Source organism: Sphingomonas sp. NPDC019816, assembly GCF_050274375.1.
In the GTDB taxonomy this organism is placed as follows: domain Bacteria; phylum Pseudomonadota; class Alphaproteobacteria; order Sphingomonadales; family Sphingomonadaceae; genus Sphingomonas.
The window spans coordinates 1-24,704 of the sequence record NZ_JBNNOB010000007.1; the positions used below are offsets into that span (position 1 = coordinate 1).

At 66.0% G+C, this 24,704-nt stretch carries 25 protein-coding genes, 1 tRNA gene and 1 pseudogene; 15 read left to right on the forward strand and 12 right to left on the reverse strand.

What is annotated here, in order from left to right:
- The 9 genes and pseudogenes from ACQKJZ_RS01975 to ACQKJZ_RS02015 all read right to left on the reverse strand — a co-directional run.
- Positions 1 to 357: pseudogene (locus ACQKJZ_RS01975) on the reverse strand (tryptophan synthase subunit beta); the annotation flags it as partial.
- Positions 358 to 405: 48 nt separating this feature from the next.
- On the reverse strand, positions 406 to 1,047 hold the full coding sequence (locus tag ACQKJZ_RS01980) for a phosphoribosylanthranilate isomerase (protein ID WP_427729793.1): 642 nt from the start codon (positions 1,045 to 1,047) through the stop codon (positions 406 to 408).
- Positions 1,048 to 1,098: 51 nt separating this feature from the next.
- Positions 1,099 to 1,773: an orotidine-5'-phosphate decarboxylase gene (pyrF, locus tag ACQKJZ_RS01985; RefSeq protein WP_427729795.1), complete on the reverse strand. Its 675-nt coding sequence runs from the start codon at positions 1,771 to 1,773 to the stop codon at positions 1,099 to 1,101.
- 4 nt (positions 1,774 to 1,777) lie between these two features.
- Positions 1,778 to 2,095, reverse strand: coding sequence for a hypothetical protein (locus ACQKJZ_RS01990; protein ID WP_427729796.1), 318 nt, complete (start codon positions 2,093 to 2,095; stop codon positions 1,778 to 1,780).
- A gap of 100 nt (positions 2,096 to 2,195) precedes the next feature.
- Positions 2,196 to 4,475, reverse strand: coding sequence for a patatin-like protein (locus ACQKJZ_RS01995; protein WP_427729797.1), 2,280 nt, complete (start codon positions 4,473 to 4,475; stop codon positions 2,196 to 2,198).
- Positions 4,475 to 5,170 (reverse strand): endonuclease/exonuclease/phosphatase family protein, encoded by a 696-nt coding sequence (locus ACQKJZ_RS02000; RefSeq protein WP_427729798.1) that lies wholly within the window; start codon positions 5,168 to 5,170, stop codon positions 4,475 to 4,477. The genes ACQKJZ_RS01995 and ACQKJZ_RS02000 overlap by 1 nt, the downstream gene beginning before the upstream one ends.
- A gap of 56 nt (positions 5,171 to 5,226) precedes the next feature.
- Positions 5,227 to 5,301 (reverse strand) — tRNA-Thr (locus ACQKJZ_RS02005).
- 19 nt (positions 5,302 to 5,320) lie between these two features.
- Positions 5,321 to 6,181 carry a hypothetical protein gene (locus ACQKJZ_RS02010; protein WP_427729799.1) on the reverse strand — a complete coding sequence of 287 codons (861 nt, stop codon included), beginning with the start codon at positions 6,179 to 6,181 and terminating at the stop codon, positions 5,321 to 5,323.
- Entirely contained in the window at positions 6,165 to 7,511 is a 1,347-nt protein-coding gene (locus ACQKJZ_RS02015) for a replication-associated recombination protein A (protein WP_427729800.1), read from the reverse strand. The genes ACQKJZ_RS02010 and ACQKJZ_RS02015 overlap by 17 nt, the downstream gene beginning before the upstream one ends.
- 126 nt (positions 7,512 to 7,637) lie before the next feature.
- Between ACQKJZ_RS02015 and ACQKJZ_RS02020 the strand changes: the two genes are divergently transcribed.
- Both ACQKJZ_RS02020 and ACQKJZ_RS02025 read left to right on the forward strand, forming a co-directional pair.
- Positions 7,638 to 8,249, forward strand: a complete 612-nt coding sequence (locus ACQKJZ_RS02020) for a PadR family transcriptional regulator (protein WP_427729801.1) — start codon at positions 7,638 to 7,640, stop codon at positions 8,247 to 8,249.
- Positions 8,246 to 8,536 (forward strand): DUF2218 domain-containing protein, encoded by a 291-nt coding sequence (locus ACQKJZ_RS02025; protein WP_427729802.1) that lies wholly within the window; start codon positions 8,246 to 8,248, stop codon positions 8,534 to 8,536. The genes ACQKJZ_RS02020 and ACQKJZ_RS02025 overlap by 4 nt, the downstream gene beginning before the upstream one ends.
- Before the next feature lie 3 nt (positions 8,537 to 8,539).
- Here the strand turns inward: ACQKJZ_RS02025 and ACQKJZ_RS02030 are convergent, their stop codons facing one another.
- Positions 8,540 to 9,685, reverse strand: coding sequence for a glycosyltransferase family 4 protein (locus ACQKJZ_RS02030; RefSeq protein WP_427729803.1), 1,146 nt, complete (start codon positions 9,683 to 9,685; stop codon positions 8,540 to 8,542).
- Positions 9,686 to 9,782: 97 nt separating this feature from the next.
- On the opposite strand from ACQKJZ_RS02030, the gene radA reads away from it, so the two are divergent.
- The 13 genes from radA (at position 9,783) to mazG (ending at position 22,870) form a co-directional block, all read left to right on the forward strand.
- On the forward strand, positions 9,783 to 11,156 hold the full coding sequence (gene radA, locus ACQKJZ_RS02035; protein ID WP_427729834.1) for a DNA repair protein RadA: 1,374 nt from the start codon (positions 9,783 to 9,785) through the stop codon (positions 11,154 to 11,156).
- Between the two features lie 63 nt (positions 11,157 to 11,219).
- On the forward strand, positions 11,220 to 11,774 hold the full coding sequence (locus tag ACQKJZ_RS02040; RefSeq protein WP_427729804.1) for a CvpA family protein: 555 nt from the start codon (positions 11,220 to 11,222) through the stop codon (positions 11,772 to 11,774).
- Positions 11,771 to 12,211, forward strand: a complete 441-nt coding sequence (locus ACQKJZ_RS02045; protein ID WP_427729805.1) for an iron-sulfur cluster assembly scaffold protein — start codon at positions 11,771 to 11,773, stop codon at positions 12,209 to 12,211. Before ACQKJZ_RS02040 ends, ACQKJZ_RS02045 begins: the two co-directional genes overlap by 4 nt.
- Positions 12,211 to 13,962: a cation:proton antiporter gene (locus ACQKJZ_RS02050; RefSeq protein ID WP_427729806.1), complete on the forward strand. Its 1,752-nt coding sequence runs from the start codon at positions 12,211 to 12,213 to the stop codon at positions 13,960 to 13,962. Before ACQKJZ_RS02045 ends, ACQKJZ_RS02050 begins: the two co-directional genes overlap by 1 nt.
- A gap of 2 nt (positions 13,963 to 13,964) precedes the next feature.
- Complete coding sequence (locus ACQKJZ_RS02055) at positions 13,965 to 14,294, forward strand: DUF423 domain-containing protein (protein WP_427729807.1); 330 nt, start codon at positions 13,965 to 13,967, stop codon at positions 14,292 to 14,294.
- 46 nt (positions 14,295 to 14,340) lie between these two features.
- Positions 14,341 to 15,897 (forward strand): methionine--tRNA ligase, encoded by a 1,557-nt coding sequence (metG, locus tag ACQKJZ_RS02060; protein WP_427729808.1) that lies wholly within the window; start codon positions 14,341 to 14,343, stop codon positions 15,895 to 15,897.
- A complete protein-coding gene (locus tag ACQKJZ_RS02065; protein ID WP_427729809.1) occupies positions 15,897 to 16,673 on the forward strand; it encodes a TatD family hydrolase in 777 nt (258 codons plus the stop codon). Before metG ends, ACQKJZ_RS02065 begins: the two co-directional genes overlap by 1 nt.
- Positions 16,670 to 17,434 (forward strand): MBL fold metallo-hydrolase, encoded by a 765-nt coding sequence (locus ACQKJZ_RS02070; protein ID WP_427729810.1) that lies wholly within the window; start codon positions 16,670 to 16,672, stop codon positions 17,432 to 17,434. The genes ACQKJZ_RS02065 and ACQKJZ_RS02070 overlap by 4 nt, the downstream gene beginning before the upstream one ends.
- Positions 17,431 to 18,006 carry a TIGR02281 family clan AA aspartic protease gene (locus ACQKJZ_RS02075; RefSeq protein ID WP_427729811.1) on the forward strand — a complete coding sequence of 192 codons (576 nt, stop codon included), beginning with the start codon at positions 17,431 to 17,433 and terminating at the stop codon, positions 18,004 to 18,006. Before ACQKJZ_RS02070 ends, ACQKJZ_RS02075 begins: the two co-directional genes overlap by 4 nt.
- 159 nt (positions 18,007 to 18,165) lie before the next feature.
- Positions 18,166 to 19,575: an ISNCY family transposase gene (locus ACQKJZ_RS02080; RefSeq protein WP_426261892.1), complete on the forward strand. Its 1,410-nt coding sequence runs from the start codon at positions 18,166 to 18,168 to the stop codon at positions 19,573 to 19,575.
- 107 nt (positions 19,576 to 19,682) lie between these two features.
- Positions 19,683 to 21,449, forward strand: coding sequence for a PAS domain-containing protein (locus ACQKJZ_RS02085; protein ID WP_426294016.1), 1,767 nt, complete (start codon positions 19,683 to 19,685; stop codon positions 21,447 to 21,449).
- 3 nt (positions 21,450 to 21,452) lie between these two features.
- Complete coding sequence (locus tag ACQKJZ_RS02090; RefSeq protein ID WP_064312072.1) at positions 21,453 to 21,833, forward strand: response regulator; 381 nt, start codon at positions 21,453 to 21,455, stop codon at positions 21,831 to 21,833.
- 299 nt (positions 21,834 to 22,132) lie between these two features.
- A complete protein-coding gene (mazG, locus tag ACQKJZ_RS02095) occupies positions 22,133 to 22,870 on the forward strand; it encodes a nucleoside triphosphate pyrophosphohydrolase (RefSeq protein ID WP_427729812.1) in 738 nt (245 codons plus the stop codon).
- Here mazG and hflX read toward each other — a convergent pair.
- Together hflX and hfq are read right to left on the reverse strand one after the other, a co-directional pair.
- Positions 22,851 to 24,143: a GTPase HflX gene (gene hflX / locus ACQKJZ_RS02100; protein WP_427729813.1), complete on the reverse strand. Its 1,293-nt coding sequence runs from the start codon at positions 24,141 to 24,143 to the stop codon at positions 22,851 to 22,853. The two genes, mazG and hflX, sit on opposite strands and share 20 nt — an antisense overlap.
- Complete coding sequence (gene hfq / locus ACQKJZ_RS02105) at positions 24,140 to 24,631, reverse strand: RNA chaperone Hfq (protein WP_312489535.1); 492 nt, start codon at positions 24,629 to 24,631, stop codon at positions 24,140 to 24,142. Before hfq ends, hflX begins: the two co-directional genes overlap by 4 nt.
- Between the last annotated feature and the right edge of the window lie 73 nt (positions 24,632 to 24,704).

Genomic DNA, 24,704 nt, shown 5'->3' on the forward strand with positions numbered 1-24,704 from the left:
CTTGCCCATCCGCTTGGCGAGCAGGATCTGACCGATGCAGTTGTTGATCTTGTGCGCGCCGGTGTGGTTCAGCTCCTCACGCTTGAAATAGACCTTGGGGCCCTTGCCCTCGGGCGCATTCTCGCGAAGCATCGCGGTCAACCGTTCGGCGAAATACATCGGGCTGGGGCGACCGACATAATGGGTCATCAGCCCGTCGAACTCGGCCTTGAACGCCTGGTCGACCTGCGCGGCGCGATATTCGCGTTCCAGATCGAGGATGAGCGGCATCAGCGTCTCGGCGACGTAGCGGCCGCCATAATCACCGAAATGGCCGCGTTCGTCAGGCTGGGCGCGGAAGGAATTGGGGGCGTTCATGTCACTTCCCTTGGGCATTTGCAGAGGCGACCCCTGCAAACGATCCTGTCACTGATTTGTCGCAACGGCTTTAAGGAAGCCTGCGATCTTGTCCATATCCTTGACGCCCGGTGCGCGCTCGACGCCGGAAGAGACATCGACCAGCGGCGCCCCGGTGCGACGGATCGCCTCGCCCACATTGTCGGCGTCGAGACCGCCCGACAGCGCCCAGCGCAGCGGATGGCGAACTCCGTCGAGCAGGCTCCAGTCGAAGCGTAACCCCATGCCGCCGGGCAGCGACGCCTCATCGGGTGTCTTGGCGTCGTAGAGGATCAGCGTGGCTGCGCCGGCATAGTCGCGCGCCTTCTCGACATCGCCGCGCAGCTTGATCGCGACCGCCGCCCAGACTTCCCGGTCGAACTTCGCCCGGATCCCCGCGACTCGGGCAGGCGCGGTGCGGTGAAGCTGTATCGCGTCGAGCATCCCCGCCTTGACCGCCGCTTCGAGCAGCTGGTCGTCGGGATCGACGAAGACGCCGACCCGGCGGACATGGTCCGGCACGCGGCTCGCCAAGCCCGCCGCCGCATCGAAGGTCAGGTGACGGGGCGAGGCGGGAAAGAAAACGAAGCCGACATGGCTCGCGCCGCCGCCTAGCGCAGCGTCGAGGGTGGCGGGCGTCGTCAGTCCGCAGATCTTGGCCGTGGTGGGCATGGGCGTTCCCGAATGGGAGGAGTCGAAAAACGGGAGCTCGGAACGGGGGGCTCAGAGTGTCTTCGCGATCGCGCGGGCGGCCGCATCCGGATCCTCGGCCTGGGTGATCGGACGGCCGATGACCAGGATCGAGGCGCCCGCATCGATGGCCGCACGCGGCGTCACCACGCGCTTCTGGTCACCGACGACGCCGTCCGCCGGACGCACGCCGGGTACGACGAAAAAGCCCTTGGGCCATGCCTTGCGGACCGCCGCTACCTCCTCGCCCGAACACACGATACCGTCCACCCCCGCCTCGGCGGCCAGATCGGCCAGCCGGCGGACATGATCGCCGGGCGCGCCGACGACGCCGGTATCCGCCAGGTCGGAAGCGTCGAGACTGGTCAGCATGGTGACCGCGACGACCTTCGTACCCGTCGGGGCCGCCGCCTTGGCGTCTTCCAGCATGGCGCGGCCGCCGCTCGCGTGGACGGTCAGGATCGCCGGGGCGAGCGGACTGAGCGACTGCACCGCCTTGGCGACGGTGTTGGGAATGTCGTGCAGCTTCAGATCGAGGAAGATGGGCAGGCCGATATGCGCCATCTCACGCACGCCCGCCGCCCCATGCGCGCAGAAGAACTCCAGACCCAGTTTCAGGCCGCCGACATGGTGGCGGACCTTTTGCGCCATCGCTTGCGCGCGCGCCAGATCGGGGGTGTCGATCGCGACATAAATGCGATTGCTCATCGGTTCAGACCGTCGGCTGGGTGGCGGAAAGAGGCGCCGGTTCGGCGACCATCGGGGCGTAGCCCCCTGCGTCGGCGGTCGCGGCGGTCAAGGCACGTTCGGTCGCGTTCAGGCGCTGGCGAAGCCGCCAGCGCGCCGCATGTTGCCAGATCAGGGTCGGGATCAGACCCAACAGGAAGGTCAGGAAAAGAAGGAGGGGCAGGTTCACATCGGCCACCAGCCCGCCGACCAGCCGGATCGGCACGGTCGTCCAGTTGCCCAGCGTGAAGGCCGCCGCCAGAAACGCCAGCAGGCACCAGAACAGCATTTTCAGGAACTGCATGGGCTTCTCCGCATCATCCACCCGGCGACCCGCCCCCGTGGACGGCCGGACATCGCTTGCCGGGGGCGGTCTAGCCATGTTGGTCGGGCATGACCAGCCTTCAGCCGATCTCGCGGCGAAGCGAGGCGATTAGTGGCGCGATCGCGGTCAGCCGGTGTTCCTCCTCATCGAGGATCGCCAGGAACGCACGGCGCTTGAATGCCGCGACACGCCCAGGCTTCAGGCGGATGGTCGCGGGCAGGGTGGAGATCGTGATGTCGATCATCCGCTCCGCGCCGTGCAGCCGGCCCCAGAGATAGTCGTTCTCGCGGTAGCTGCGACTGAAGAAGGCCCCGAAGGTCAGGAACTGGATACCCTTCAGCGTCGCCTCGGCACCGCCGGCGCGAATGGCTGTGGCGTCGTCGGGGGCGATGCGGTCGACCTTGATCGGGTCGAACTCGTCCAGCCCCTCGCCCTGAAGCAGCGGCAGGGTCGCGACATCGAAGTACGGAAAACCGAGATAGGTCAAAAGCAAGGTCCGCCGCGCGGCACGCGGAAGCCCCGCCAGCGCCGCCGCCAGCCGGGCGTCGGTTTCCCCGTCTAGCTTCACGAGATCGAGCCGCGCCTCCAGCCGGTCCAGCAGTACCGACCCGTCATCCCGTGCCGCCCGGATGTCGTCGGCCAGATCGACATGGGCGCTGCCGTGCTGGAGTTGCAGGAATGTCGCCAGAGATTCGTACAGCGCATCGCGGATCGGCGTCAGCTCGGCCTCGCTATGATCGGCCTCCAGCTCGGTCAGCCGCCGGGCGAGGTGCCGCAGGCGGCGGATACGATAGCCCAGGTCGAAGCCACGCAGAAAGTCGCGCGCGCCGACGCTGGAGCCGCCGGTGAAGGTGATGGCGTCACCCTCCTGGCTGCGTGTGGCGACGGTGCGTTCGATCATCGCGCGCAGACGGGTACGCCGCTGCTGGGCATCGTCACCGACCGCCTCGGCGAACAGCATCGCCATCGCGTCGATGACATTCGCCAGTTTGAGATGGCCATAGGCGGCATAGCTATACCCCGCCTTGGCCGCCGCAGCCGCCTGCGCGCGCACGCGCCACGACGCCAGCCGCGCCGCCGTCGGCCGATCGAGGAAGAAGGTGCCGCCGAACAGCTGCTCGATCTCCTGCTCCACCTCCTCGCGGATGGCGGCGACGATCGCCTGCATCCGATCGATCCGGCCGGAGCGCGCCGCGATCGCCTCCAGATTGTCGCGGATCGGCTGTTGGCGGGGCAGTTCGCTGACCGCGCCGATGATCGTCTGGAAGAAGCCGGGATGGCCGCCGCCGCCGGGCAAGCGGAAATGCATGCCGGGGAAGGGATCGATATAGACGAAACGGCGGTCGATCTGCCGCCGGGCGGGCCGCCGTCCCAGCGCATCGATGGCGGGGCGGAAGGGCGCGTTGACCAGCACCGATCCGTCGATCAGCACCGCCTTGTCCGCCGCGCCCGCCGCATGATGCCGGGGCAGCACGCGGCGCAGAAACGCGTCGCGCCCGCTCCATGTCTCGTCGCGGGTTTCCAATACACGGTCGAGTTCGCCGACCGTGAAGGGCGGAAAGGCGCCGGGAAAACTGGACGTCGCGCGGGCGGCGAAGACCAGTTCGGGTACCGCCGCCAATTGCCCATCGCCGCTGTCGGTGAAATCGACCACCATGCGATGTTCGGTCTCCACAACCTCGCCCGGAGAATGAAGCCGCAGGCGTTGTGGCTGGCCGGTGAAGTCCGTGACCGTGACGAACAGGTCGAGTGGCTGTCCTGGCGGGAGCAGACGGCGACCGGCCGGCGCGGCCGCCATGCGGTCGAACGCATCGAGCAGCCGCCCGGTGAATGCATCGCCGGCAAAGGGCGGCTCGAACCAGCGCGATCGGACGAGGTGCCCGACCTTCCGGCGAACCTCCTCGCGCGTATCCTCGTCGAGCGCGACCTTCTCGCCGCTGCGCCCCGCCGCCATCCACGCGATGGGCGTCGCCCACACCTTGGAAAAGCGGGAGGTGGGCGCCGCTTCCGGCGCGATCAGCGATTCGATATCGGCCGCCTCCAGCCACAAATCGGTCAGCGGATCGAGCGATTGCCCGGTCGAGAGCGCCTGGCCCAGGAAGATGCCGTTGATCCCGCCCGCACTGGCGCCAGCGATGATGTCGGCCAGCACCCGAACGCGGACGTTGCCGCGTGTCGCCATCTCCTCCAGCAGATCGTGATAGACCGCATCGACGGCGGACGCCGGCGCATCCCCCTCATGCGAGGCGCGGCTCGCCCGGACGACCCGCCAGATCTCCTTGGTGATGCCGTGCATATAGACGGCCAGGCTGATCCCGCCATAGCAGACCAACGCCAGCCGCAGTTCCTTTTCGCGCATCAGCGCGGCCCGACCGCCGCCCAGATGGGCAGATGGTCGGACGCCTTGCGCGACACGGCGGTGGCATGGACGCCGCAGTCCAATATCCGCAGGTCGGACGAGACCATGATCCGGTCCAGCCGTCCGATCGGGCGGCGCGCGTGAAAGCTGGGGCCGGTCTCGGCAAAGGTGAAGTCGCGGGCGAAATCGCGCAAACAGCCCGCACCGCGCGTCCATTCGTTCAGGTCGCCCATCATCACGGTCGGCTGGCGATCGACGCAGGCGGAAAGATGCGACAGGATCGCGCCCGCCTGCCGCCGCCGCCATAGCCCCGACAGGTCGAGATGCATGCCCACGACGCGCAGCATCCCCGCATCCGTGCTGAGATCGGCCATGACTGCACCGCGCGGCTCCAGCGAGGGAAGGTGGATGACCTCGAAATCGACCACGCGGGTCGATTTGCGCACCAGCAGCGTATTGCCATGCCAGCCGAGTGAGCGCGCCTTCATGCCGTAGATGATCGGTTTCCAGTCGCTGTGATCCTCGATCAGGTGCAGCGGCAACACGCCCTCGCGCTCGCCGAAGCGGCGATCGGCTTCCTGCAGGGCGATGACATCGGCATCGACCTCACGCAGCACATCCAGGATACGGTCGGGATTGCGCCGCCGATCGGCGCCGACCCCTTTGCGGATATTGTAGCTGGCGACCTTGATCATTCCGCCACTGAAACGCGGCGCGCGGCGATTGGTGCCACCTGGATCAAGAATGGAAATGGTGCCGGATGAGGGGATCGAACCCCCGACCTTCGGTTTACAAAACCGCTGCACTACCGCTGTGCTAATCCGGCGTTGCCGATCCCCCTAGCGTCAAGACACGCCGAAGGTCCAGCCCTCCGTTTGCGCGATTTCCGGCGTCAGCCCCGCCGGATGCCAGAAGTCGTCCCGCGTCGCGACCGTGCGCAGCCAGGCGGCGGTCAGGATCGCGTCGGTGCTGTGGTCGTCATAGACAGGCAAGGGCACATGCGGCGCGCTGCCCAACTGCGACAGCGCGGCGTCCAGCGCCTCCGGGCTGCGCATCTTGCTGCGTCCGCGCGGGCGCCCGGCATCGCGCGCGGCGATCGTGGTATAGATTTCCACCACCACCGCGCCCGCGCGCGGGACCGGATCGAACGGCCAGATCGCGACCCGGCCATCCAGCCGGTGGAGCAACCGCATGCCCGCGAAGCTCGCCTTGGCGACCTGCGAGGCGCCGATCGCGTCATAGACGGTCGATGGCTTGCGCGCGCCGTCACCCGCGACCTCGCACCGGCGCCAGTGCAGGAAGTCGGCCTTGCGTCCGTCGGCCGCGCCGAAATAAAAGTGCCGTCCGCGCCGCGCCTCCAGAAAACTGCGCGCCCCCAGATCGGGATCGTCGCAGCTGCGCTCGACAAAGGCCCACAGGGCACGCGCGTCGGGCGTGGGGTGATCGCCGGGCAGATGCGCGCCACGCTCGACAAAGGGGGCGGAAAAGCTGAAATCGAAGCCGATCAGCAGCGGCTCATCGGCCCGGTCGAGCAGCCAACGCGCCACGTCCGCGCGTGACCAATTCCGGCCCGGCGGCGCGACCAGCGTCGGGGCCTCACCGCCTTGCCGGCACAGCGCCATGCGGATGCCCTTGTGCGCCCCGCCATGCGCGCCCGACCAGTCGATGGCGACGAAGCCGGTGAAGCGGTCAGCTTCGATCGTCATCGCGCTCCGCGTCCCGGATCGCACGCCGACGCTCGTCCCACCACGCCATGCGCTCGGCGATCCGCTTCTCCAGCCCCCGGCCTGACGGTTCGTAGAAGCCCTGGGGCGGCAGTTCGTCGGGCCAGTAATTGGCGCCGGAGAAGCCGCCATCGGCATCATGATCATATTGGTAATTCGCCCCATAGCCGATCTGCTTCATCAGCTTGGTCGGGGCATTCAGGATATTGGCCGGGGGCATCAGCGACCCGGTGTCCCTGGCCGTTCGCCATGCCCGCTTCTGAGCCATATAGGCGGCGTTCGATTTGGGCGCGGTCGCCAGATAGAGGCACGCCTGGACAATGGCCAGTTCGCCCTCGGGCGAGCCAAGGAAGTCATAGGCCTCTTTGGCCGCCAGGCACTGGCTCAATGCCTGCGGATCGGCCAGCCCGATATCCTCGATCGCCGTGCGCGTCAGTCGGCGCAGCACATAAAGCGGTTCCTCGCCTGCGGTCAGCATCCGGGCGAGATAGTAGAGCGCCGCCTGCGGGTCCGAACCCCGGATCGATTTGTGCAGCGCGGAGATGAGATTGTAATGCCCCTCGCGGTCCTTGTCGTACACTGCGACGCGACGTTGCAGCAACGCGGACAGGCCAGCGGCGTCTAGCGGCTCGGGCAGGTTTACCGAGAACAGCGTTTCCGCCTGATTGAGCAGGAAGCGGCCATCGCCGTCTGCGCTGGCGATCAGGGCGTCGCGCGCCGCCGGTAGCAGGGGGAGGGAGCGTTCCATGTCCGCCTCGGCGCGTGTCAACAACTGATCGAGTGCCGTCTGCCCCAGTCTATGGAGGATCAGCACCTGCGCACGACTGAGCAGCGCGGCGTTGAGCTCGAAGGACGGATTTTCCGTCGTCGCGCCGACCAGCGTGACGGTGCCGTCCTCGACAAAGGGTAGAAAGCCGTCCTGCTGCGCGCGGTTGAAGCGGTGGATCTCGTCCACGAACAACAGCGTACGTTGTCCCGCCCGCGCATGATCGCGTGCCTCGGCGAAGACCTTCTTCAGATCGGCGACGCCGGAGAACACCGCCGAGATCGCGGCGAAGCGCAGGCCGACCGCCGCCGCCAGCAAACGCGCAATGGTCGTCTTGCCCGTCCCCGGCGGGCCCCAAAGGATCATGGAGGACAGCCGGCCCGCCGCCACCATCCGCCCGATCGCGCCCTCCGGCCCCGTCAAGTGATCCTGTCCCACGACCTCCTCCAGCCGCTCGGGCCGCAGTCGGTCGGCGAGCGGTGCGTCCGCAAGAGGCTGGGTCGCGGCATGGGGGGCAGGGTCCATCCCCGCAAACAGATCGGCCATGACCGCCATGTAGGCATAGTGCGTCGGATCGTCATCCTGCTATCTACGATATATCGTGAAGCATCTTGACGAGGTATTAATGCGATATATCTTAGTGATATCGAACGTGATCAAAGGACAAGTCGGATGTTTCGTTTTTCTCACTGCGGCACCGACCGCCATCATCGCCGTGGCGCCGGCCATGGCTTCGGCCCCGAACTGGATGTCGAGCGCTTCGCGCATGAGGTCGAACGGATGCGCGACGGCGGGCACCGTCCGCGCGGCGGCGGGCGTGGCCGACGCATGTTCGACGGCGGCGAGCTTCGACTCGTCCTCCTCAAGCTGATCGCCGACGAACCGCGTCACGGCTATGACCTGATCCGCGAGATCGAGGCGATGACCGGCGGCGCCTATGCGCCCAGCCCAGGCGTGATCTATCCGACGATCACGCTGCTCGATGAAATGGGGTTTATCGAGGAACAGCGGTCGGAAGGCGCCAAGAAGCGTTTCGCCGCCACCGACGCCGGGCGGGCGCATCTGGCCGACCATGCCGATCAGGTCGCGATGCTGATCGCGCGGCTCCAGGCGCTGGGCGAACACCGGCAACGCACCGATGCCGCCCCCATCCGCCGGGCGATGAGCGGATTGAAAATGGCCGTCGTCGATCGCTTCGGCGGCGGCGACGCCCCGCCGGAGATGGTTCACGAGGTCGCGGCGATGATCGACGAACTCGCCCAGAAGGTGGAGCGGCTGAAATGAGCATCTCCGTCGCGCGTGTCCCGACCCTGTCGGCCAGCCGCTATCTCCAACAGCTTGCCAAGCATTGGAGCCACAAGATGGAGGTCGTCTTCACCGCCGAGGAGGGGGCCATCGTCTTTCCGAACGGGTCGAAACTCGACATGCGGGCCGACAGCGAGACGCTCGACATCGTGCTGACCGTGCCCGAGGGCGAGGACGCAGCTCGTATGCGCGAGGTCGTCGCCAGCCATCTCGACCGCTTCGCCTTTCGCGAGGCGCCGCTAACCTTCGACTGGCGCGAAGGCTGAGGGTCAGGCGCGGTCCGCGAACAGCGCGCGATAGGCGTCGATCACCGCCTCGTTGACCTTGTCCCACCGGTAATCGGCGACGCGGGCCTGTCCGGCCGCGCTGAACCGATGGCGCAAGGCCGGGTCGGTGGCGATCCGCTCCAGCGCGTCGGCATAGCCCCGGATGTCGCGGGGGGCGACCAGATGGCCCGTCTCGCCATCGGCGACGAGGTCCATCGCCCCGGTGGCGTTCGCCGCGACGACGGGAACGCCGGCGGCCATCGCCTCGGTGGTGACGTTGCCGAAGGTCTCGGTCACGCTGGGGTTGAAGAAAATATCCATCGACGCGACCGCGCGGCCCAGATCATCACCGGTCTGATACCCCGCGAAGATCGCGTCGGGCGTGGCCTTGGCGAACCAGTCCTGCGCGGGGCCCTTGCCCACCACCAGCACCTTGTGCGCGACGCCGCGACGGCGGAGCTCCGCCAGTGCCTCGGCAAAGACGTCGAGGCCCTTTTCCTTGACCAACCGGCCCAGGAAACCGATCGCGACGTCCCGGTCGCCGATCCCCAGCGACCGTCGCCACTCCAGACTGCGGCGCGAGGGCTGGAACCGGTCATGATCGATACCGCGTGACCAGATCCCCATCGGCGGCGTCACGCCCCAACTGCGCAGCAGGTCGATCATGCTCGGGCTGGGCGCGACGATGCGGTCGAACTTGTTGTAGAAGCGAGTCAGCAACCGGATGATCGCCGGCTCCAGAAAGCCGAGATGATAATAGGCCGGATAGGTCTCGAACCGCGTATGCACGGATGCGAGCGAGGCCACCGCGTTATCGCGCGCCCAGCGAACCGCCGCATGGCCCAGAAATTCCGGTGCCGAGACATGGACGACATTGGGCGCGAACGCCTCCAGATCGGCGCGCACCGAAGCGGGCAATCCGCGCGCCAGCTTATAGTCCGCGCGGAACGGCATCGGAATGGAGGGCACGTCGACCAGATCGCCCACGGGCGGAAAGGCCGGGGTCTTCGATGTCGGCGAATAGACGCGCACCGCGACCCCGCGGTCCAGCAAATGGCCGACCAGCAGGTTCAGGCTCTGGTTCGCGCCGTCGCGCGTGTAATTGTAATTGCCGCTGAACAGCGCGACGCGGAACTGGTCTGGGGTCATGGAGCCCGCCCCATAGCGGTGTGACCGTACAATGACCACTCCCGCCGCGACGATGGCGGATGTTCCATTTTCGTTCCGACCGCGCTACATACCGCGCATGGCCAAGATCCAGAAGCGTTATGTCTGCCAGTCCTGCGGCTCGGTGTCCTCGCGGTGGCAGGGGCAATGCCCCGACTGCTCAGAGTGGAACACCATGCTGGAGGAAGCGCCGGTGCAGCTGACGCCCTTTGCCGCCAAGCATAATCTGCAAGGGGGCGGGCGGGCAATCCAGCTGGTCGGACTCGATGCCGACATCCCGCTGCCCGACCGGATGGCGACGGGCATCGCCGAATTGGACCGGGCTCTGGGTGGCGGATTCGTCGAGGGCTCGGCAACGCTGATCGGCGGCGATCCCGGCATCGGCAAGTCGACGCTGTTGCTGCAGGCGGCGGCCAAGCTCGCCATGGCGGGCAAGCCCGTCGCCTATGTCTCGGGCGAAGAGGCGGCCGATCAGGTCCGTCTGCGGGCCCGGCGGCTGGGGCTGGGGCAGGCACCGGTACGGCTGGCGGCGGCGACCTCGGTGCGTGACATCCTGACCACCCTGTCGATCGGCACGCCGCCGGCGCTCCTCATCATCGACTCGATCCAGACGATGCATTCGGACCTGATCGAGGGCGCACCCGGCACGGTCAGCCAGGTGCGCGCCTCCGGCCAGGAACTGATCCGTTTCGCCAAGGAGCGTGGTACTGCCGTCGTGCTGGTCGGCCACGTCACCAAGGACGGGTCGATCGCGGGACCGCGCGTGCTGGAGCATATGGTCGATACCGTGCTGGCGTTCGAGGGTGAGCGCAGCCATCAGTATCGCATCCTGCGCGCCATCAAGAACCGCTTCGGCGGCACCGATGAGATCGGCGTGTTCGCCATGCAGACCGAAGGGCTGACCGAGGTGGGAAACCCGTCCTCGCTGTTCCTGACCAACCGGGAGGAAGGTGTGACGGGCGCCACCGTCTTCCCGGCGCTGGAGGGCACGCGGCCCGTGCTGGTCGAGATCCAGGCGCTGACCGTCCGACTGGCCTCCGGCGCGACGCCGCGCCGGGCGGTCGTCGGTTGGGACAATGGCCGGTTGGCGATGATCCTGGCGGTGCTGGAGGCGCGGTGCGGCCTCAGCTTTTCATCGGCCGAAGTGTATCTGAACATCGCGGGCGGATACCGGGTCCAAGACCCCGCCGCCGACCTGGCCGTGGCGGCGGCGCTGATCTCCGCCTTGTCGGAGCGGCCGGTGCCCGCCGACGCGATCGTGTTCGGCGAGATTGCGCTGTCGGGCGAAATCCGGTCGGTCGCGCATGGCCCGCTGCGCCTGAAGGAGGCGGGAAAGCTGGGGTTCGAAAAGGCGATGGCGCCGCGTGCGATGGCGAACGACGAGGGCGGTCTGGCCATGACCGGCTTTCGCACGCTGGCCGAGTTCGTTGACCATATGCTGGGCCGGGGGTAGCGAAGACGGGATACCGCCCCGTCGCCCTTTTCCGTGCGACTGGCATGGGAGTTGGACACGACGTTGACGGCGCTTGATATTCTTGTCCTGATTGCGGTGTTCGGTGCGGCCATCCAGGGTTTCCTGCGTGGATTCGTGACCGAGGTGCTTGCGCTGTTCGCCTGGGTCGCGATCGTGGCGGCGCTCAAGCTGTTTCATATCCCGCTGGCCCAGGCCCTGACCGGGGTGGTGGGTACCGTGTCGGGCGCGGCGGTCCTGGCCTTTGCGCTGATCGTCGGGGTCACCTATATGGGCGGTCGGCTGGTGGCCCGCGCGATCGGCGCGCGGACGCGGACCTCGATCCTGGGCCCGATCGACCGGGCGCTGGGCTTTGGCTTTGGCGCGCTGAAGGGGCTGATCCTCGCCAGCCTGGCGTTCCTGGTCGTCGCCCTGATGATCGATACGGTCAGCGGTGGGCCCGCCCGCCGCCCCGAATGGATGGTCAAGAGCCGTACCTACAAGCTGCTGAACGCCACCAGCGCGGGGATCGCCGATTTCGTGGACCGGCGGCGGCGGGGCCTTCCCGTATTCGGCGCGCCGACCCCGCCCGCCAGCAACGCCAGCGAAAGCGCTTCATGACCGCCCCCCTGTACAATGCCGAAATCCTTCGCCTCACGACCGCCATTCCGCATGACCAGCGCCTGGTCGACCCGATGGCGAGCGTCGAGCGGCGTTCCCCCATCTGCGGCAGCCGGATAACCGTCGATGTCAATCTGGACGAGGAAGGACGCGTCGCGGAGGTCGGCATGCTGGTGCGTGCCTGTGCGCTGGGCCAGGCGTCGGCGGCGCTGTTGGCGAACCATGTCGTCGGGCTCGATGCGGAGGAACTGGCCGCGATGCGCGACCGGCTGACCGAGTGGCTGGCAGCGGGGGAGGGGGCGGCCCCCGAGTGGCCGGGGCTCGACGTCTTCACCCCCGCGCTGCCCTATACGGCACGGCATCCGTCGATCCGGCTCGCCTTCGAAGCGGCGGCGCAGGCCGCGGAGGACGCGGCGGCCGCACGAAGGCCCCGCTGATGCACGCCGAAGTGTCCCTGCTGCGCGACGGCGCCATCCTGCTCGGCTTCGGCCTGGTCTTCGTGCTGATCTTTCGCCGCATCGGCCTGGGTGCGACGCTGGGCTATCTGGTCGCGGGCGCGGTGGTCGGGCCCCATGTGCTGGGGCTGGTAGGCGATGCCGAATCGAAGCTTGGCATCGCCGAGATCGGCATCACCCTCCTGCTGTTCATCGTCGGGCTGGAGCTCAATCCCGCCCGGTTGTGGCGGATGAAGCATGAGATTTTCGGCCTCGGCGTGATCCAGGTCGTCGCGTGCGGGCTGGCGATCAGCGGCATCGTGCTGCTCGCGCGCTTCTCGGTCGAGGCCGCCCTGGCGTTGGGCCTGCCGCTGGCGCTGTCCTCGACCGCGCAGGTGTTGCCGATGTTGCAATCCTCCGGGCGGATGCGGACGCCCTTTGGCGAGCGGGCGTTCTCGATCCTGCTGTTCCAAGACCTGTCGATCGTCCCGCTGATCACCATCGTCGCGGCGATGTCACGCAATCCGGCGGATCATGCCGGGCCGCCCGGATGGATCCTGGCGCTGCAAACGGTGGGTGCGATCGTCGGCCTGATCCTTGCGGGCCGTTTCCTGCTGCGTCCGCTCTTCCGCCTGATCGGCAATATGGGCGAGCGCGAGATGTTCGTCTTCGCGGGCCTGTTCACCGTCATCGCCAGCGCGGCGGTGATGGAGTTGCTCGGCCTGTCGACGGCGCTGGGGGCCTTCATCGCCGGTGTGATGCTGGCCGACAGCCCCTATCGCCACGAACTGGAGGCTGATGTCGAGCCGTTCCGCTCGATCCTGCTCGGCCTCTTCTTCCTGGCGGTCGGCATGATGCTGAACCTGCCCGCCATCGCCGAGCGGCCGCTGTTCGTGGCGACCATGGCGCTGGCGCTGATCGCCACCAAGACGCTGGTCATCACGCTGATCGGGCTGGCCTTTCGGATGAAGTGGCGGTCCGCCTTCGCGCTGGGCGTACTGATGAGCCAGGGGGGTGAATTCGGCTTCGTCCTGTTCGCCCAAGCCCAGGCCGGCTATCTGATCGCGCCGGAGGCGGCGAGCCTGTTCGGTGCGATCATCACCCTGTCGATGGCGACCACGCCGTTCCTGATGCACGCCACCCGCGCCATTCGCGAGGAACCGATCATCACGCGCGGCAATGGTGAGCGGGAAGGTCCGATGACCGACGGCGCCAACGCGCTGATCGTCGGCTATGGCCGTTTTGGTCAGACCGTGGCGCAGATGCTGATCGCCAGCGACATCCCCGTCACGTTGATCGACCGCGATATCGAGATGATCGACATCGCCGCCGAATTCGGTGCCAAGGTCTATTATGGCGACGGCACCCGGCTGGACCTGCTGCGCCAGGCGGGGGCGGCGGAGGCGGAGCTGATCCTGTTCTGCCTGGACGACGACCAGATCACGCTGGAGTTTCTGGAAAGCGTCCATACCGCGTTCCCGGCCGCCACGATCCTCGTCCGCGCGTTCGATCGCCGCGCCGTATTGCGCCTGAAGGGAGGGCCCGCCGCCCATATAGTCCGCGAAGTGCTGGAGTCGGCGGTCAAGATGGCGCGGCTGGCGCTTGGCAGCTTGAAGATCGACCGCACCGAGATAGACCGGATCGAGACGATGTACCGCGCCCGCGACAAGGAGCGGCTCGCCGCGCAGCTGGAGAGCGGCGACCTGCACGCCGCCAGCGACCGGATCATAACGCAGGAAGCGCGAAAGGATTGAGCATGGGAATCTTGGCGGTTCTGGCCGCGCTGTCCGGCGCGATCGCGATCGCGGCCGGGGCATTCGGGGCGCACCGGGCGGAAGGTGCCGCCGTCGAATGGCTTCGCACCGGCGGCCATTATCAACTGATCCATGCGGTCGCGGCGCTGGTGGCGCTGAAATGGGATGCGCGTGGCCCCGCCTGGGCCTTCGTCCTCGGCAGCGCGATCTTTGCGGGCACGCTCTATGCGATGGCCGTGGGCGCGCCGCGCTGGTTCGGGGCGATCACGCCGATCGGCGGCACCATCCTGATCGCCGGCTGGCTTTGGTTCGCCTGGGGGCTTCGCGGCTGAGACGGCCGGGCTTCACCTGCGCCAAACGATGTTCTAGGGACCGGCCATGGCCGATCCATTCTATATCACCACCGCTATCCACTATCCCAATGGCCGCCCGCATATCGGCCACGCCTATGAGATGGTGGCGGCCGACGTCATCGCCCGGTTCCAGCGTCAGGCGGGCCGCGACGTCCTGTTCCAGACCGGCACCGACGAGCATGGCCTGAAGATGGCGCAGGCGGCGCGCGCGCGCGGCATCTCGACGCGCGAGTTCGCCGATGAAATGTCCAGCCATTTCCATGTGATGGCCGATCGGCTTGATATCTCTTATGACCGGTTCATCCGCACCGTCGATGCCGATCATTATGCCGCCAGCCAGGCGATCTGGAAGGCGATGGAGGCCAAGGGCGATCTGTATCTCGACCGCTACGAAGGCTGGTATTCGGTCCGTGACGAAGCCTTTTACGACGAAGGCGAATTAACGGTCGCGGACGACGGTACGAAGCTGTCACCGCAAGGTACGCCGGTGGAATGGACCGCCGAGGAGACCTGGTTCTTCCGCCTGTCCAAATATCAGCAGCCGTTGCTCGATCTGTACCGCGACAATCCCGACTTCATCCGCCCCGAAAGCCGCCGCAACGAGGTGATGCGCTTCGTCGAGGGCGGCCTGTCCGATCTGTCGGTATCACGCACCAGCTTCGACTGGGGGGTGCCGGTGCCGGACAGCCCCGGCCACGTCATGTATGTCTGGGTCGATGCGCTGACCAACTATCTGACGGGCACCGGTTATCCGAATGCGGACAGCGACCTGGCGCGGTTCTGGCCCGCCAATCTGCATCTGATCGGCAAGGACATCGTCCGGTTCCACACCGTCTATTGGCCCGCCTTCCTGATGTCGGCCGAGCTGCCCTTGCCGCAATCGGTTTTCGGGCACGGCTTCCTGCTCCATCGGGGCGAGAAGATGTCGAAGTCGGTCGGCAATGTCGTCGATCCGATGGGGCTGGCCGATGCCTTCGGCGTCGACGCGCTGCGCTATTTCTTCCTGCGTGAGGTCAGCTTCGGGCAGGACGGCTCCTATTCGGCCGAGGCGATCGTGACGCGCGTGAACGCGGAACTGGCGAACAGTTTCGGCAATCTGGCGCAGCGGACCCTGTCATTCATCGCCAAGAACCTGGGCGGCGCGCTGCCCGAGGCGGGTCGGGGCGACCCGGCCGACGCCATGTTGATCGAAGAGGTGATCGTCGCCTGTGCCGGATTGAAGACGGCGTTCGACGACCTGGCGCTTAGCCAGGGGATCGAGGCGTGGATGCGCGGAGTCTATGCCTGCAACCAGTATATCGACGTTCAGGCCCCCTGGTCGCTGCGCAAGACCGATCCCGAGCGGATGCACGCCGTTCTCGGCACGCTGGTCCGTGCGATCCGCATGCTGGCGATCGCCATCCTGCCGGTAACGCCGCGCGGGGCAGGGCAGGTGCTCGACACGCTGGGCGCGGACGCGCGCGATCATGCGGCGATCGACGATGACGGCTGGTATGCGCGCCGGGCCGCGACCGGCGTCGCGTTACTGCCCCCGACCCCGGCCTTTCCGCGACTGGAACTGCCAGTGGAGGCGGACGCCTGATGCTGGCCGACAGCCATTGCCACCTGAACTATAAGGGGCTGGCCGAAAATCAGGGCGCCATCCTGGAACGCGCGCGCGCGCGCGGCGTGACCGCGATGCTCAACATCTCCACACGGGAGAGCGAGTGGGATGCGGTCATCACGACCGCCGAGCGTGAAGCCGATGTCTGGGCGACGGTGGGTATCCATCCGCACGAAGCCGACGCGCACCCGCATATCGATACCGCCAAGCTGATCGAGCGTGCGCGGCATCCCCGCGTGGTCGGTATCGGCGAGAGCGGGCTCGACTATTATTACGATCATAGCGACCGCGAGCGGCAGCAGGCGAGCTTTCGCGCACATATCGCGGCCTGCCGGGAAACCGGCCTCCCGCTGGTCGTCCATACCCGTGATGCCGAGGCCGATACGGCGGCGATCCTTGCCGATGAAATGGGGAAGGGGGCCTATCCCGGCGTCATCCACTGTTTCACCGCAAGTGGAGAATTTGCCGATAAGGCATTGGCGTTAGGCTTTTATATATCCATCTCAGGTATCGTAACCTTCAAGAACGCCAAGGATTTGCAGGAAACGGCAGCGGGGCTGCCGCTGGACCGGTTGTTGATCGAAACGGACGCGCCCTTCCTGGCGCCGGTGCCGCATCGCGGAAAGACGGGTGAACCGGCTTTCGTTGCCGACACCGCCAAATTCCTGGCGGATCTGCGCGGGGAAGACGTCGAGACGCTTGCCCGTGCGACGGCGGAGAATTTCCACCGGCTGTTCGCGAAAACGCGCGCATGAAGATCCGTATTCTGGGGTGCGGCACGTCCTCCGGTGTACCCCGGATCGGCAATGACTGGGGCGCGTGCGATCCTGAAGACCCGCGCAACCGCCGGATGCGGCAATCCGCGCTGGTAGAGCATGAGGGTGTACGCATCCTGATCGACACCGGTCCCGACATGCGCGAGCAGTTGCTGACCGCGCAAGTCGGCACGGTCGATGCCGTCATCTGGACACACGATCATGCCGATCACTGCCATGGCATCGACGATCTGCGGCAGATCTATCACGCCTTGGGTCAGCCGGTAAGCGGCTATGCACGGCCGGCAACCGCTCAGTCCTTGAGCAACCGTTTCGGCTATGTCTTTCATGGCAAGACCGGGTATCCGCCGACCGCGACCATGACAGCATTCGATGAGGCGTTGACGATTGGCGCGGTCCGCATCCGCTCGGTCGATCAACCGCATGGCCGGATTTCCTCCGCCGGGCTACGTTTCGAATGTGACCGCAAATCCATCGGTTACGCCACTGATTTTCATGAACTCACGCCCGATATGGCGGCGCTATATGCGGACTTGGATATCTGGGTCGTGGATGCGCTTCGCCGGCATCCGCATCCCGCTCATGCCGATTTGCCATCCGTACTGCGCTGGATCCAAGAACTGCGGCCCAAGCGGGCGGTTCTGATCCATATGGATCAATCGATGGACTATGCCGCATTGTGCCGTGAATTGCCCGACCACGTCGTGCCGGCATATGATGGAATGGAACTCATCCCGTGACTACCGATCAGGCCACGGACCTGCTCTATTACGGCCTGATCCTCATCCTGCCACTCAGCGCACTTGCCGCGCGGCGCATACCGGTGGGCCAAGCGACTAGGATGGCGCTGATCTGGATTGCGATTTTTGGCGTGGGTTACCTTTTGGTCGCACAACGCGACCGGCTGTCAGGGTTGTGGAATAGCCGCGATGCCGGGCCTGGGAGCGCCCGCATCGCGATCGCCGAAGACGGGCATTTCTGGGCCGACGTTCGTATCAACGGCATCACGCGACGCATGTTGATCGACAGCGGTGCGACGACGACCGCGCTGTCGACGGCTACTGCGAGGGCTGCAGGGTTGGACAGCAACGAGAGCTCGTTCCCACGGATGATCCAGACGGCCAACGGGGCCGTGACGGCGGATCACACGACCATCGCGCGGCTGACGATCGGATCGATCGAGATGCATGACGTCGGCGCTGTCACGTCGCCGGCATTCGGAAATCAGGACGTGATCGGTATGAATGTGCTTGACCGGTTATCGTCATGGCGTGTCGAACGGGGGACGCTCTATCTCGACGGGCAGCCATAAGCAGTTTTTACATAATACATATTATCGAATGTAATATGACGCCATTCGTGTAGACGCAACGTACAAATGGCACACTCCCGCTATTTAGAAAAGGCACAGCCGTTCTGCAGCGGGCCTCCGGTGCCATAACCATCCTCGGACATCGAGGATGTGTGAGCGATGACGGTGCTGACGATGAGTGCTGCCGAAGTGAGCCGGTTCGATACGCTGAAGCGGCTCGACCGCGGTGAGATCCGGCCGGTCGATGCCATGGCGCTGCTGGGCCTGCAGCGCAGTCAGCTGTACCGCCTGCTCAAGCGCCTCCGACGAGATGGCGCTGCCGGCCTCGTGTCCCGCAAGCGCGGGCGGCCGAGCAACAGGCGGTTCAGCGACGCTTTCCGCGACCATGTCGTTGGTATCGTGCGTGAGCGCTATGCTGACTTCGGTCCGACGCTGGCATGTGAGTACCTGGCCGAGCAGCACGGCATCACGCTATCGCGCGAGACGCTGCGGCAGATGCTGATGGCGGCCGGCGTGTGGAAGGCCAAGGTCGCGAAGCGCGCCCGGCTTCACCAATCGCGCTACCGGCGCGAGTGCCGCGGTGAGCTGGTGCAGGTCGACGGGTCGGATCATGACTGGTTCGAGAGCCGCGGTCCGCGTTGCACGTTGCTGGTCTATATCGACGATGCCACCAGCGAGCTCATGCACCTGGAGATGGCCGAGAGCGAGAGCGCCTTCTCCTACATGCGCGCGACCCGCAGCTACCTCGAGCGGCACGGCAAGCCGGTGGCCTTCTATTCGGACAAGCACAGCGTCTTCAGGAACAACAACGCGACCGCCGACAGCGACGGCATGACGCATCTCGGCCGAGCGCTCGACAGGCTCGATGTCGAGATCATCTGCGCCAACTCGCCGCAGGCCAAGGGTCGGGTGGAGCGTGCCAACGGCACGCTGCAGGACCGGCTGGTCAAGGCGATGAGGCTGGCGGGTATCTCGTCCATCGACGAAGCCAACGCCTTCCTCCCCTCCTATATCGCCCGGCACAATGCCCGCTTCGCCTGTGCGCCAGCGGACCCGCGCGATGTCCACCGCCCGCTGGCCGCGCATGAGAATGTCGAGGCGGAGATGGTGTGGCGCGAGGAACGGACCGTCACCGCTTCCTTGGCGCTGCACTTTAATAAGGCGATGTTCATTCTTGAGCCGACGCCCCTCGCCCGCTCGCTGGCGCGCAAGCGCGTGCATGTGTGCGAGTACCCGGACGGCCGCATCGAGATCCGCCACGGCGAGCGCGTGCTGCCCTACCGAGTGTTCGACAAGATGCGGCGCGTGAACCAAGCCGCCATTGTCGATAACAAGCACTTGGGTGCCGCCCTCGCTATGGCTCAGGCCATCCAGGCAGCCACACCGCATCATGCCAAGCGCAACAACAGCGAGCCGGCGCGGAGCTCGGGTTCAGTCGGTGTATTCACCCGCCCCGCCCCTGTAGGCGAAGTCGACCGGCGTCGGCTGTGTACGCCGAAGCTGAAGCGGGGCCCTCGCCTCTCCAACGAGGAACTCGTGGCACGCGGCCTTGGCGAGTACGTCCGTTAGCGCTCACCTAATGCACTATTAGCACTATGGTGTTGCCACGCTGTTCCTCGCTCCTGATTTGCGCTAGATATTCGATTGCAGGGGCCTTCCCCCACGCCGGGGAAACCATGACCGCTTCAACCGCCTTGTTGAATCGCTTGCGCGACATAACCGTCGCCAGACCGCGCCCGAAGCCGATCCGCTACGGGGCGGCTGTTCTTGCCGTGTCGGTGGTGGCCCTTGTGCAAGCGGCGATGCTCGGATCGTCCGCGCCCTGGTTCCTCTACACGCCGGCAGTCGTCCTGCTGACGCTGTTCCTTGGCCGCGGTCCCGGCATCCTGGCGACGATCCTGTCGGCGATCGGCGCGGGCCTGGTGGTGATGAGGGCTGACGAACCGCTGCTGCTCACCCCCGTTCATTGGGGCGCATCGGTCATCTTCGTTCTGACGACGCTGGGACTGGTGACGCTGGTGGAGGCGTTGCGCACCGCTTTGCTCGATGCCGATCGGCTCCGTGAGGAACGCGAACGAGCGCTGGTCGTCACGGCCGAACGTGAGGCATTCCTGTCCGGCGTGCTGGGCAGCTCAACCGACTGCATCAAGGTGCTCGATCTCGACGGCAAGCTGACCTTCATGAGCGAGGGCGGAAAGCGCGTCATGGAAATCAGCGACTTCAACGCCGTGGCCGGTTGTCCGTGGCCCGACTTCTGGCAGGATGCCGGCAACGCAGAGGCAAAGGCGGCGGTCGAAGCAGCGCGGAAGGGCGAGGCCCGCAGCTTTATCGGCAAGGCCGACACTTACCGGGGCACGCCCAAATGGTGGCATGTCGCGGTCAGCCCGATCGCCGGGCCGGAAGGGCGTCCTGACCGCATCCTGTCCGTGTCGCGCGACATCACCGAGCTGCGCGCCAGCGAGGAGGAGCGCGAGAGGTTCGTGCGTCTGGCCGAGAACAGCGCCGATTTTGTCGGCATGGCCCGCACCGATGGCAGCGTGTTCTACATGAACGATGCCGCCAAGCGGCTCGTCGGCTTGGAGGGTGCCGACATTACCAGGCTTACCATCGCCGACTTCTTCCCACCCGAGCAGGTCGAGACGGTCGCGCGTGAGGTGCTGCCGGCCGTGGACCGCGACGGGCAATGGGTCGGCGAACTCGACTTCCGGCATTTCCGCACCGGCGAGCTGATCCCGGTCCTCTACTCCGTCTTTCCGGTCACCGACGCGACCGGCGCGCTGATCGGGTACGGCACCGTCACCCGCGACTTCCGCGAACGCCGGCGCGCCGAGGACGACATGCGGCTGATGAACGGCGAGCTGGCGCACCGCCTCAAGAACGTGCTGGCTGTCGTCCAGTCGGTCGCGGCGCAGACGCTGCGCGGCGTACCCGAGGCGGAAGCGGCGAGCCGTAACCTGTCCGCCCGTCTGGTGGCGCTGGGCGCGGCGACCGACGTGCTGACCGGCACCTCGTGGCGCTCGGCCGATCTGCGCGAACTGGCGACACGCGCGCTGTCTCCGCATGGTCGCATCGGCGAACGCATTCTGCTGTCCGGCCCGGCCGTGACGTTGAGACCTGAGCTGACGGTTGCCTTCGCGCTCGCCCTCCATGAACTCGCGACCAACGCCGCCAAGTATGGCGCGCTATCGAACGACATTGGCACGGTGACGCTGGCATGGTCGGTGGACGGGGATGGCGACGATGGGGTGCTGGCAGTGTCTTGGCGCGAGCAGGGCGGTCCGCCCGTCACACCGCCGGAGCGCAAGGGCTTCGGTTCGGTGCTGATCGAGCGCTCGCTGCGCTCCTATTTCAGCGGTAAAGCTGCAACCGACTACCGGCCGGATGGGTTGGTGTTTGAACTCGAAGCGCGGTTGAAGGACGCCGCGATCACGACCGGGAACTGAAACGTGGGCCAAAGTACGCCGATCGGCAGCAAGACGATCCTGATCGTCGAAGATGAAGCCTTGGTACGATTCGACCTCGTAGACTTCTTCTCAGATGCAGGCTGGCGGGTTTTCGACGCGGAGAACGCCGACGCGGCCATCGCCATTCTCGACCTCCACAAGGAAGTTCGGGTTGTCCTGACCGACGTGCAGATGCCAGGATCCATGGATGGGGTGAAGCTAGCGCACTACGTACGGGAGCGCTTCCCCCCCACCGTGTTGTTCGTCGTCTCCGGCAATGTGCCGATCCGAGATGACGAACTGCCGGAACGCACGACATTCTTGCCAAAGCCATTCGATCCGCATCGGCTGTTGCGTCAGATCGAAGCGGCACAAGTGGGGTAAAGCTTACCCGGCACGTTAGTGGCCAGATAGGCTGACCGAGCCCGCTGCTGGCGCAGCGGGTCCGAGGGCGCAAGAGCCGCGATGACGACGCCCCAGCGGGGGCAGCGCTGCGCTGCTTGGGGGGCTACACGCTGCCCCCGCTGCCACGAGGCGGTGTCATTTCTATTTGGCGGGGAATGTGTCTTTTCTAACTGGCGGCAACAATATGACGCCATTCGAGATGGTTGGAATCGAGCCCTATCGCTATAAGCCACCGTCCCGTGACGCCCCACACATTCCCGAACAAGGATATTCGACCGATGGACCGCTTGCTCACCATCATGAAGCGTTTGCGGGACCCGAAAACCGGATGCGAATGGGACGTCGCGCAGAGCTTTGAGAGCATCGCGCCCTACACGATCGAGGAAGCCCATGAGGTGGCGGATGCGATCGCGCGCGGCGATCTGGCGGACCTAAAGGACGAACTCGGCGACCTGCTCCTTCAGGTCGTCTTCCATGCGCAGATTGCGGAAGACCAGGGCCATTTCGCCTTCGCGGACGTCGTCACCATCATCAGTGACAAGATGGAGCGCCGGCACCCGCACATCTTCGGGAACGCGACCGAAGGCGGTAATCACCTCTGGGAACAAATCAAGGCGGAGGAGCGCCGCGCCAAGGCGGCCGGCGGCACGCTCGACGGTGTCGCGCTGGGTTTGCCGGCGCTGATGCGGGCGGACAAACTCCAGAAGCGCGCCGCGCGCGTCGGCTTCGACTGGCCCGATGAGAGCGGCTCGCGCGCAAAGGTCGATGAGGAGTTGCAGGAAATCGCCGAAGCCGGCCCAGATACGCTGGAAGAAGAATTCGGCGATCTGCTGTTCGCGGTCGTCAACTGGGCGCGCCACAAAGGCATCGACGCCGATGCCGCGCTAAGGGCCGCCAATCGCAAGTTCGAGCGCCGTTTTCGCGCGATGGAGGTCGAGGGCGGCGAGCGGTTCGCCGAACTCGACCTCGACGCCAAGGAGGCCCTATGGCAGCGCGTCAAGCACCGCGACGGTTGAAGCGTTCATAGTCGGCCTCGGACAGGCGGACCTCATAGGTCGCCTCGTTCCCGTCGATGGCCTGATCGAGCACTTCGCCATGCGCGTGCAACCACGCCGCGCCCGCCCCATCGCCGGCATCCAGCGTGATCCAGTAGCGGCGATGCCCCGACGTCAACGCCGCCGCCACCTGTTCGATAAGCTGATCGATGCCCTCCCCGCTCATCGCGGATACCGCGACGATATTCGGGCGGCGGGCGGCCTCGGCCAGCATATCCTCGCGGAGTTCGCCTTCGAGCAGGTCGATCTTGTTCCAGGCTTCGAACCGGGGCGTTTCGGGATCGACTCCGATCTCGGTCAGGACCGACTCGACGTCCGCGCGCTGCGCTTCGCTGTCGGGGTGCGCGATGTCGCGAACATGGATGAGCAGATCGGCGGAGACCACCTCCTCCAGCGTCGCCTTGAACGCCGCGACTAGCTGCGTCGGCAGATCGGAGACGAAGCCGACCGTGTCGGACAGGATCGCCTTGTCGATGCCCGGCAGCTGAACCTGCCGCAAGGTGGGGTCGAGCGTGGCGAAAAGAAGATCCTTCGCCATAACATGAGCGCCGGTCAACCGATTGAAAAGCGTTGATTTTCCTGCATTGGTGTAACCGACGAGGGCAATCACCGGCCAGGGTGCGCGCTGTCGTCGGTCGCGGTGAAGCCCACGCGTCCGGCTGACCTGATCCAGCTCACGCCGCAAACGCGCCATACGGTCGCGGATCATCCGGCGATCGGCCTCGATCTGCGTTTCACCCGGACCGCCCAGAAAGCCGAAGCCGCCGCGCTGCCGCTCCAGATGGGTCCAGCTACGTACCAAGCGACCCGCTTGATAATCGAGATGCGCGAGCTCGACCTGCAACCGCCCCTCGGCGGTGGCGGCACGTTCGCCGAAGATCTCCAGGATCAGGCCGGTGCGGTCGATGACCTTGGCCTCCAGCGCGGTTTCCAGATTGCGCTGCTGAACCGGTGTCAGCGCGCCGTCGAATATGACGAGCTGCGCGTCCTCCATCCGAACCTGCTGCGCGACCTGTTCGACCTGACCGCTACCGATCAGGGTGGCGGGCTTCGCCGCACGGACCTTCAGGGCGATCCGCTCGACCACGTCGAGGCCGATCGCCATGGCAAGTCCGGCGGTTTCCTCCAGCCGGGCCTCGGCATCACGGGCCGCATCGCCCTGATCGGGCAGGACGATGACGGTACGGGCACCGCGCGCGAATTCGCCGCGGTCGCGATCGAAACCTGTGCTCAATCCTCGGCCGATCCGGCTTGTTCTTCGGCCAGATTCAGCGGGCGTGCCGGCTGAATGGTCGAAACGGCATGCTTGTAGACCAGCTGTGCCATGCCCTCACGCTGAAGCAACATGCAGAACAGGTCGAAGCCCGCAATTTGCCCTTGCAGCATGACGCCGTTGATCAGGAACATGGTGACCGGATCTTCCGACTTGCGCACCGCATTGAGGAAGATTTCCTGAAGCAGCGGCTGCTTCTTCTGATGCTCGTTCATACCGTCGACGATCGCGGCAACGTCGAGCGGACCCGATGGCATGATCGTGGAAATGGCATGCTTGTAAATCAGCTGCGACTGGCCATCGCGGCGCAGCAGCACCGAGAAATTGTCGAACCAGGTGACGATGCCCTGAAGCTTGACGCCCTTGACGAGGAACATCGTGACGGGCGCCTTGGAACGGCGCAGCGCATTCAGAAAGAGGTCCTGCAGCGAACCCGATTTGTCGGCCATGAATAAGCCCTTATTCTTGGCGGGTCCGTGCCCGCGAATTGCGCCGTTTCCCGGCGTCGGAACCGCGCCCGTG

What these genes read in the sequence shown, in the direction of transcription:
- ACQKJZ_RS02025 (WP_427729802.1), top strand. Translation starts at nt 8,246, where the DNA reads ATGAGCATCTCCGTCGCGCGTGTCCCGACCCTGTCGGCCAGCCGCTAT.
- ACQKJZ_RS02015 (WP_427729800.1), bottom strand. Translation starts at nt 7,511, where the DNA reads ATGGCCGATCTGTTTGCGGGGATGGACCCTGCCCCCCATGCCGCGACC.
- ACQKJZ_RS02080 (WP_426261892.1), top strand. Translation starts at nt 18,166, where the DNA reads ATGACGGTGCTGACGATGAGTGCTGCCGAAGTGAGCCGGTTCGATACG.
- ACQKJZ_RS02055 (WP_427729807.1), top strand. Translation starts at nt 13,965, where the DNA reads ATGGGAATCTTGGCGGTTCTGGCCGCGCTGTCCGGCGCGATCGCGATC.
- pyrF (WP_427729795.1), bottom strand. Translation starts at nt 1,773, where the DNA reads ATGAGCAATCGCATTTATGTCGCGATCGACACCCCCGATCTGGCGCGC.
- radA (WP_427729834.1), top strand. Translation starts at nt 9,783, where the DNA reads ATGGCCAAGATCCAGAAGCGTTATGTCTGCCAGTCCTGCGGCTCGGTG.
- ACQKJZ_RS01990 (WP_427729796.1), bottom strand. Translation starts at nt 2,095, where the DNA reads ATGCAGTTCCTGAAAATGCTGTTCTGGTGCCTGCTGGCGTTTCTGGCG.
- ACQKJZ_RS02070 (WP_427729810.1), top strand. Translation starts at nt 16,670, where the DNA reads ATGAAGATCCGTATTCTGGGGTGCGGCACGTCCTCCGGTGTACCCCGG.
- ACQKJZ_RS02010 (WP_427729799.1), bottom strand. Translation starts at nt 6,181, where the DNA reads ATGACGATCGAAGCTGACCGCTTCACCGGCTTCGTCGCCATCGACTGG.
- metG (WP_427729808.1), top strand. Translation starts at nt 14,341, where the DNA reads ATGGCCGATCCATTCTATATCACCACCGCTATCCACTATCCCAATGGC.
- ACQKJZ_RS02065 (WP_427729809.1), top strand. Translation starts at nt 15,897, where the DNA reads ATGCTGGCCGACAGCCATTGCCACCTGAACTATAAGGGGCTGGCCGAA.
- ACQKJZ_RS01995 (WP_427729797.1), bottom strand. Translation starts at nt 4,475, where the DNA reads ATGCGCGAAAAGGAACTGCGGCTGGCGTTGGTCTGCTATGGCGGGATC.
- ACQKJZ_RS02045 (WP_427729805.1), top strand. Translation starts at nt 11,771, where the DNA reads ATGACCGCCCCCCTGTACAATGCCGAAATCCTTCGCCTCACGACCGCC.
- ACQKJZ_RS02000 (WP_427729798.1), bottom strand. Translation starts at nt 5,170, where the DNA reads ATGATCAAGGTCGCCAGCTACAATATCCGCAAAGGGGTCGGCGCCGAT.
- ACQKJZ_RS02050 (WP_427729806.1), top strand. Translation starts at nt 12,211, where the DNA reads ATGCACGCCGAAGTGTCCCTGCTGCGCGACGGCGCCATCCTGCTCGGC.
- ACQKJZ_RS01980 (WP_427729793.1), bottom strand. Translation starts at nt 1,047, where the DNA reads ATGCCCACCACGGCCAAGATCTGCGGACTGACGACGCCCGCCACCCTC.
- ACQKJZ_RS02030 (WP_427729803.1), bottom strand. Translation starts at nt 9,685, where the DNA reads ATGACCCCAGACCAGTTCCGCGTCGCGCTGTTCAGCGGCAATTACAAT.
- hfq (WP_312489535.1), bottom strand. Translation starts at nt 24,631, where the DNA reads ATGGCCGACAAATCGGGTTCGCTGCAGGACCTCTTTCTGAATGCGCTG.
- ACQKJZ_RS02020 (WP_427729801.1), top strand. Translation starts at nt 7,638, where the DNA reads ATGTTTCGTTTTTCTCACTGCGGCACCGACCGCCATCATCGCCGTGGC.
- mazG (WP_427729812.1), top strand. Translation starts at nt 22,133, where the DNA reads ATGGACCGCTTGCTCACCATCATGAAGCGTTTGCGGGACCCGAAAACC.
- ACQKJZ_RS02085 (WP_426294016.1), top strand. Translation starts at nt 19,683, where the DNA reads ATGACCGCTTCAACCGCCTTGTTGAATCGCTTGCGCGACATAACCGTC.